The sequence below is a fragment of the Intestinimonas butyriciproducens genome, from assembly GCF_016901775.1.
GTDB lineage: Bacteria > Bacillota > Clostridia > Oscillospirales > Butyricicoccaceae > Pseudobutyricicoccus.
Genome location: NZ_JACJKW010000037.1, coordinates 1 through 8,037, shown reverse-complemented (window position 1 = coordinate 8,037; position 8,037 = coordinate 1). Strand labels below are relative to the sequence as shown.

Below are 8,037 nucleotides of genomic sequence, written 5' to 3'. Positions count from 1 at the left end.
TTTTCAAGGTTTCTTTCGGATTCAACCGAGAACCGTTGATTTCGTTGGCATCCTGCGAAGTGCAGCTTGATAATTTTATCAGATCCGAATCCCTTTGTCAAGAACTTTTTCCGAAGCTCCTGACCGGTTTTCCGATCTTCACCGCCCCTCGCGGGACAGCTTGGTTAGTATACCGCCTTTTTCCCCTTTTGTCAACACTTTTTTCAATCTTTTTTTGCTTTTCTTTTGCCGCCAGGCAAAAAAGTCCTCAGTTCTTATTATAATCTTATTATAATATATAGTATACACCCTTCTATCCTTTCCCTGGAATGTATATATCTCCTATATATTACTAATTGTTTTTAGATAATTTGCTACCAAATCCTACTATATGTGATATTGTTTGCCAGCGTCTGCTATGCTATTGTACTATATGCGCAGAATATTTTCCCAAATCCCTTTATTGTTTCTATCTTTATTGTTGATAAAATACCGAGGAGAGAGTGAACATGAACAGCAAGACCACCGTGATCATTGCAGATGACAGCGTTGAATTTCTCAGTCTTTTGGCCGGCCAGCTGGAGGAGGATCCCCGCGTTCAGGTGATCGGCCAGGCCGGCGACGGAGAAGAGCTGGTCGCTTTGGTGCATCAGCTTCATCCGGATGTGGTAGTGACCGACACCGTTTTGGCCAAATTGGATGGCCTTGCGGCGTTGCGTCAAATTGCCGCACTGCCTGAGAAGCGTCCTCTTTCTATTGTGACTCCTTCTTTTACCAGTCCTCAAATCCTGGCCGAGGCTTCTTCTTTGGGTGCTCAGCATTTTATGCCCAAGCCCTTTGATATATCGGTGCTTTTACAGCGGATCTGCCAATCTGTTCCCCAGACCATCCCTCAGCCCCCCAACACCGACATGACCCTTCTGGTCACCGAAGCCATGCATCAGCTGGGAGTTCCTGCTCACATCCTGGGGCACCGCTATCTGCGCGAAGCCATTGTTATGGCGATTCAAAACACAGATGTGATCCATGCGGTGACCAAGGAGCTTTATCCCACCGTTGCCAAACGCCATTCCACCACCGGCTCCCGGGTGGAGCGTGCCATCCGCCATGCCATTGAATCCGCCTGGGGCCGGGGCGATTTAAACGCCGTTCAAGAATATTTCGGCGCCACCATTTCGGGCACCAGAGGCAAACCCACCAACAGTGAATTTATTTCCATGGTGGCCGATCATCTGCGTCTGAAAATCCACCAAGCCGGATAATGCCCATACTTTCCTCTCTGCAGTAAAAAACGCCGCCAGTCCATGACTGTGCGGCGTTTCTCTTTTTATCATTTTTCTGCATTTATGAACGGAGCTTCTGGCAGTATTGGGTGCAAAGCTTGTCAGTGCATTCGCAGCATTGCAGTGCGGCATTGGAGTGATCCCAAAAACATTCGGGGTACATCATCACACACAGCTCCCACACAAGCCAGGCCACCGCCGACAAAATCACAAGGGAGGATGCAAAAAATCCCCGCATAAAAATAAGCGGAGAGAACATCATCAGATGATCCCAGTTAAAGATCCGGCAAGTGGTACAGCAGCGGTTCTTCATGATCAGCCGGAAGGGGCACCAGATCAGCACGCAGATCAAATCACATACATAAAAGAATACCGAGATCATAAAAAGCGTCTCTTTGTCGATGATACCAAAAAAATACAGCGCCCCGATCCCGGCAATGAGCAGACACCATAGAATAAACACTTTATAGGCCGCTTTTGTAATGGAAACGATGTAGTTCCTCAGAGCTTCATAATTGATCTTTTCCCGTATGGGCTTGAAGTGGCTGGCAAAGAGCTTTTGCGACCCCAGAGGCACCTTATTTTTAATGGGGATAATCTGAAGGATCATATCCACCACCCACACACCCCACAGATGCTGCTCCCTCTTTTATGCTCTTGACACTATAATTTTTTATAGTATAATATATTATATTTAACAATTAAAATCCTATAAAATATTATAGGAATGAGGTGATATCGCCGTGTCGAACAAGTCCATACAATTGTTTGGATCAAAGGAGTACCACTTTCTGAACTGGCTGAAGGGTCAGGAGCAGACGACTTCACGCGGCGCAACTATCAACTTTTCACAAGAAGAGATCGCCGCTGAGTACGGCAGCAGTCCAGCGACGGTAAACAAATGGCTGCAAGCATTGCAGTCAGTAGGGTGCGTAGAGCAAAAGAAAAAAGGTAGTTACCGCGTCACCCAAACCGGAAACGCAGTAATTGCCAAGATGGAAGAAATTGAGAAATTGGTTGGAGGAAAGAAAAATGCCTATTGAACAATATACAGAAAGCATCACACTTCAAAGCATGAAGTGCAATATTGGAGAAAACGATTTTGGCTTTGTCTTTCCTCAGGGTGATGTTGCGGATGTCGACAAGGTGGAACGGTTACTAAAAAAGGCGGGAGGAAAACCAAAAGTCTGTGCTTTGGATGACTTCTCGCTCGGCGGTTCTGGCAAGGCTCTGCCAGAATTCATTATCACATTTAAGGATGATGTGACTACCATTATTGTTGTCGAATGCAAAAAGTCTGTTGCGAAGCACGAGACAACAGAACGCGATCATCCCAAGGATTACGCCGTCGATGGCGCGCTGTATTATGCCAAGTTTCTGAAAGAGGACTACAATGTTATCGCCGTTGCAGTTAGCGGGACCAAGCGTGAAACCCTACGCGCAAGTGCGTTCCTTTGGAGCAAAGGCCAAGATAATTACACTGAGCTGCGCAAGGCCAGAGATATTATTCTGGAGCCCAAAAACTATGTCGACTTGGTTAAGGGCAAAAAGATTCAGCGCGAATACTCCCTTGACAGCATCCGTGAAACCGCTATTGATATGCACGAGTATCTGCGTGAAATCAAAATGACTGAGCGGCACAAGCCGATTTTCATCGCCGGTATCCTTATCGCGCTAAACGATGATGACTTCGCTAAGACATATATCAATCTGCCCTCCTTCAACAGCGTTATCACCAACATTACAACCGCAATCGACAATGTGCTCCGCGACAGCGGTATCAAGTATAACCGTATCCAGTATATCAAACAGGCATTTAAGAACCTGTTGGACAACTCCAAGTTTGCGGCTATTCCTCTCGGAAACAAGAAATCCATCGTCTGGTACATTGAAGAACTCGAAATGAAAATCAAACCCATGATGGATCACGCCGACAGCACCATTGACGCTCTAGGTGTTTTCTACCACGAGTTTATCAAATATTCCGGTGGTGACGGTAGCGGCCTCGGTATTGTTCTGACCCCACAACATTTGACCGAGTTTATGTGCAACCTGGCCGGTGTCAACAAGAACAGCCGCGTTGTAGATATCTGCTGCGGCTCCGGCTCCTTCCTTGTAACCGCAATGAGTATGATGTTCAAGGATGCCAATCCGGAAGAGGTTGAACGCATTAGAGAAGACGGATTGTATGGCGTGGAGTTTGATGATGAGTTGTATACTTTGGCTGTTGCCAATATGATTATCCGCAAAGATGGTAAATCAAACATTGAGCATGGAGATTGTTTTAAAAAAGAAATTGTTAGAAATCTCAAAAGTAAGCACATAAATATCGGCTTGATTAATCCACCCTATTCTCAAACAGATGTAGCAGAATTAGAGTTTGTAGAACATTTATTAGATATTCTCACTGTAGATGGCATTGGTGTAGTGGTTGTTCCAATGAGTTGTGCTATTGGCACCAAGTTCAAGGATGTTCGCAAGCGTCTTTTTGAAAAGCATACACTTGATGCCGTTTTTTCTATGCCGGATGATATTTTTTATCCTACGGGTACAAATGTGTGTGTTATGGTATGGAAAGCACATCGTCCCCATGACAGTGCGCAAGAAACTTTTTTCGGCTATTACAAAAATGATGGATTTGTCAAACGAAAGAAGCTTGGTCGCATCGATGCATATAAGACATGGAACGATATCCAGCGCGAATGGCTAAGGCTTTATAGAAACCGCGATGTTAAAGACGGTGTTAGTGCTCGTTTTTGCGTTAAAGATACCGACGAATGGCTTTGTGAAGCGTATATGAAGACAGACTACTCGTTGCTTTCCAAAGATGTATTTTCGCAAAGTGTCCGCGATTACCTTTCGTTCCAAATTAAATGCGGACTGACAGATCTATCTATAAAAACTGAACGACACATCGATCGAGAGCTCCATGTTAAAGACTGGAAAGAGTTTGCTCTCAAACAGCTTTTCCATATCACGGTATCAAAGGATCCTAATTTGCAGAACTCAAATCCAGGCGTTATACCTTATATTTCCTCATCAGCGGAAAACAACGGATTAACAGCGTATGTCGATACTCAACCGTCCCAAAAAGCTAATACAATTACCATTGCTAGAAATGGTTCTGTAGGTGCAACTTTTTATCAACCACTACCATTCTGCGCTTCGCCTGATGATATAAGGATACTAACGCCCAAATTCTCATTAAATGTATATATAGGCTTGTTCTTAAAGTCTGTAATTGAGCTTGAAAAGTTTCGATATGCATACGGCAGAAAATTAGGAACAAAACGAATAGAAAATCTGACCATTCGTCTTCCTGTAAAACCCGATAACACTCCTGATTACACATATATGGAAGAGTATATTAAAGCCCTTCCATACAGCGATAGGATATAACAAAAGAGCGGCCAAGGCTTAAAACCTTGACCGCTCTTTCTCGTTGTCGGTACTAAAACCACACCGTCACGGCAAAGCCACCGCGAAAATAATAGGTGTTCGTGTAGTACCCTTTTGGTGGAGGTGAGGGGAATCGAACCCCTGTCCGAAAACCGATCCACAGGTCCTTCTCCGGGCGCAGACGATCTTTTACATTCCCGCAGGGCAACGCCGCTCGTCAGGCTTTACCCGTTGGTAGCTTCATGATGCATGGCACGCTCAAAGCTTTGCGTACTCACGGACGCCACTAATCCACGCCCTCATCCGGCTCGTGGCCCTTCCGGCGAGGACGGCCGCCTTTAATTAGGCAGCGTAAGCTACTTTAGAGTTGTTGTTTAATTTATAAACTGCACATTTTAAAGAGGGTATGCGCCTCTGCCCGCTAAACCTGTTTCAGAGTCCCCGTCGAAACCTGGGCACCCCCGAAACAAAATCACAACTCTTTAGAGCGGATGCTACCGCCGCTCTTTCATGGTCCGGTCGATCTCCCGCTGGGCATCCCGCCGGGCAATGCTCTCCCGTTTGTCATGGAGCTTTTTGCCCTTGCACAGACCGATGGAAATCTTCACATGAGACCGCTTCAGATAGACCGACAAAGGAATCAGGGCGTATCCATCCTTTTTCACCAGCCCATATAGCCGGAGGATCTCCTTTTTGTGCATCAGAAGGCGGCGGGGACGCATGGGATCTTTATTAAAGATATTCCCTTGTTCGTAAGGACTGATGTGCATCCCCAGAACAAAAATTTCCCCGTCTTTGACGCTGCAATAGGAATCCTTCAGATTGAGCCGGCCGGCCCGGATGGATTTCACCTCGGTACCCGCCAGGGATATACCCGCTTCATAGGTCTCTTCCACAAAAAAGTCATGCCGCGCTTTTTTGTTCTGCGCCAGCAGTTTTGTCCCGTCGGCCATTGCGCGGCCCCCCTTTCTGTCTCTTTTTATGCTACCACGGGGAGGGCTTTCTGTAAAGTGACAACTGTGTTACAAATTTCTCTCCTTTTCTCCGCCCTTGCGCCGCAAGGCCCGGGCTGTTATACTAAAATTGTCTGTCAGCGAGGATGTTTTACCGGGAATTTATTTCTCTTTTTTCCCCTTGTTACAAAAGCACCCTATCCTGTCAGAGCACGACCCATACAATAAAGGAAGTGACGCTATGCCCACCCATTATGCCCATATCGTTTTTGGCCGCAAGGTGCTCCAGGCTCTGCCAGAGGATCTGGCAAAAAAGGCATCGGCTGATCAGGCCGCCTTTTCTGTGGGGCTTCACGGCCCCGATCCCCTGTTTTATTACCACCCCCTCACCCCCAATGCCGTCTCCCGCCTGGGAAACGCCATCCACGATGAGCCGGGTACCGTCTTTTTTGAAAAGGCCCGCTCTGTGATGCACACCATGGCCACCCCCTCCCGCCGCAGCTATCTGGCCGGCTTTTTGTGCCATTATATGCTGGACTCCCGTTGCCATCCCTATATCGACGGCCATCCCAGCCTGTCCCATCACCTGATCGAAACCGAGCTGGATCGGGCGCTGATGGAAAAAGAGCGGCTGACGCCTGGGGTATTTGACCCTCTGCGCCATATCCAGCCCAGCCGTTCCCTGGGTCTTGTCATCGAGCCTTTTTATCCGGGAACCACCGCCCGGCAGTGGCAGACCTGCCTTTCTTCCATGAAAAAGATCTGCCGTGTGCTCTCCAATCCCTCGGCGCCGCTTCAGAGGCTTTTGCTGGGGGGAATGCGTCTGAGCGGACTGTACGACAAATTCCACGGCCTGGTTTTGCGTCCCCAGCCCCATCCGGCCTGCCTGGAAACCAGCCGGGTGCTGATGGAGCTTCTGGAAGATGAAGTGGCTGAGACCGCTTCCCAGATGGCCCTGTTTCTCCAGGCTCTGGACAGCGGCGACGCCTTCTCTCCCCGTCTGAACCTTACCTTTGGAGGAGACGCCTTATGAAAAACCGGGATCGCCTGACCCCTCTGGAACGCAGCTGGGTTTTATATGATGTGGGCAACTCGGCCTTTGTGCTGATGGCCTCCACCATCATGCCCATCTTTTTCAAAAACCTCACCTCCGCCGCCGGAGTGGCCGACCACGACTCCACCGCCTATTGGAGTTATACCGCAGCCTTCTGCACTCTGGTGGTGGCTTTCCTGGGCCCCACCCTGGGCGCTCTGGCCGACACCAAGGGCTTTAAAAAGCCGCTTTTCGCCGCCATGCTGGCTTTGGGCGTGGTGGGCTGCCTGGCGCTGCCCATGCCCCTGGGCTGGATGGGCTTTCTGGTGCTGTTCATCTTGGCCAAGATCGGTTTTTCCGGCAGCCTGGTGTTTTATGATGCCATGCTCTCCGATGTGACCGAGGACAGCCGTATGGACATGGTATCCTCCAAAGGCTATGCCTGGGGCTATCTGGGCAGCTGCCTTCCTTTTGTCCTTTGCCTGGCCCTGATCCTGACAGCCGAACAGACCGGACTGGGCACAGCCACCGCCACCGGCATTGCCTTTCTGATCACTGCCCTGTGGTGGATCGGCTGCTCTCTGCCCTTGCTGAAAAACTACCGTCAGATCCATTTCGTTCCCCGTACCCCTGGTGCAGTCAAAAACAGCCTGCGCCGTCTGGGACGCACTCTGCGGGACATCCGCAAGGAAAAAAAGGTCTTTTGGTTCCTGCTGGCCTTTTTCTTCTATATTGACGGGGTCTATACCATCATCGATCTGGCCACTTCCTACGGCAAGGATGTGGGCATTTCCGACACCAACCTGGTGCTGGCCCTGCTGCTGACCCAGGTGGTGGCTTTTCCCTGTTCCCTGTTTTTCGCCAGGCTCTGCCGCCGCTACAAGCCGGAAAACCTGATCCAGGTGTGTATTCTGGGCTATTTCTTCGTGGCCGTATTTGCCCTGCAGCTGGACCGGGCCTGGGAATTTTGGTTCCTGGCCGTGTGTGTGGCAGTGTTCCAGGGTACCATTCAGGCCCTGTCCCGCTCCTACTACGCCAAGATCATCCCCAAAGAGCGCTCGGCAGAATTTTTCGGTTTCTTCGATATCTTTGGAAAAAGCGCCTCCTTTACCGGCGCGATGATCATGGGATTTTCCACCCAGCTGTTCAACACCTCCCGGGCGGGCGTGGCCGCTCTGTCCCTCCTTTTCCCCCTGGGACTTCTGCTGCTGCGCAAGGCGATGAAGATCCCGTCCCGTCAATAAAATACAGCATGTTCCCTTATCATAAAAAAAGAACTGCCTTGAACTGCACCCCATTTGTTAGACAGTATGATATACTGGATAACAAGTGGGGTGCTTCATTATGCCAAAAGGAATACCAAACAAACGATACACGCCAGAATTTAAGA

General features: G+C 48.9%; 8 protein-coding genes and 1 other RNA gene. 6 read left to right on the top strand and 3 right to left on the bottom strand.

What is annotated here, in order from left to right; all coding sequences use genetic code 11:
- Both H6A25_RS12410 and spo0A read left to right on the top strand, forming a co-directional pair.
- Positions 1–263: hypothetical protein (locus H6A25_RS12410; RefSeq protein ID WP_204752433.1), on the top strand; the 263-nt coding region annotated here is incomplete at its 5' end.
- A gap of 225 nt (positions 264–488) precedes the next feature.
- Positions 489–1,241, top strand: coding sequence for a sporulation transcription factor Spo0A (gene spo0A, locus H6A25_RS12405; RefSeq protein WP_207750869.1), 753 nt, complete (start codon positions 489–491; stop codon positions 1,239–1,241).
- An 82-nt stretch (positions 1,242–1,323) separates the two neighbouring features.
- Here spo0A and H6A25_RS12400 read toward each other — a convergent pair whose 3' ends face one another.
- Positions 1,324–1,872, bottom strand: a complete 549-nt coding sequence (locus H6A25_RS12400) for a hypothetical protein (RefSeq protein WP_204752432.1) — start codon at positions 1,870–1,872, stop codon at positions 1,324–1,326.
- 133 nt (positions 1,873–2,005) lie between these two features.
- On the opposite strand from H6A25_RS12400, the gene H6A25_RS12395 reads away from it, so the two are divergent.
- On the top strand, positions 2,006–2,305 hold the full coding sequence (locus H6A25_RS12395) for a helix-turn-helix domain-containing protein (RefSeq protein WP_204752431.1): 300 nt from the start codon (positions 2,006–2,008) through the stop codon (positions 2,303–2,305).
- A complete protein-coding gene (locus H6A25_RS12390; protein ID WP_204752430.1) occupies positions 2,295–4,661 on the top strand; it encodes an N-6 DNA methylase in 2,367 nt (788 codons plus the stop codon). The genes H6A25_RS12395 and H6A25_RS12390 overlap by 11 nt, the downstream gene beginning before the upstream one ends.
- Positions 4,662–4,776: 115 nt before the next feature.
- Here H6A25_RS12390 and ssrA read toward each other — a convergent pair.
- Positions 4,777–5,124: a transfer-messenger RNA gene (gene ssrA, locus H6A25_RS12385) on the bottom strand.
- Positions 5,125–5,155: 31 nt separating this feature from the next.
- Positions 5,156–5,614, bottom strand: coding sequence for an SsrA-binding protein SmpB (smpB, locus tag H6A25_RS12380; RefSeq protein ID WP_204752429.1), 459 nt, complete (start codon positions 5,612–5,614; stop codon positions 5,156–5,158).
- 241 nt (positions 5,615–5,855) lie between these two features.
- On the opposite strand from smpB, the gene H6A25_RS12375 reads away from it, so the two are divergent.
- Together H6A25_RS12375 and H6A25_RS12370 are read left to right on the top strand one after the other, a co-directional pair.
- Positions 5,856–6,647: a zinc dependent phospholipase C family protein gene (locus H6A25_RS12375; protein WP_204752428.1), complete on the top strand. Its 792-nt coding sequence runs from the start codon at positions 5,856–5,858 to the stop codon at positions 6,645–6,647.
- Entirely contained in the window at positions 6,644–7,891 is a 1,248-nt protein-coding gene (locus H6A25_RS12370; protein ID WP_204752427.1) for an MFS transporter, read from the top strand. The genes H6A25_RS12375 and H6A25_RS12370 overlap by 4 nt, the downstream gene beginning before the upstream one ends.
- Positions 7,892–8,037: the final 146 nt, after the last annotated feature.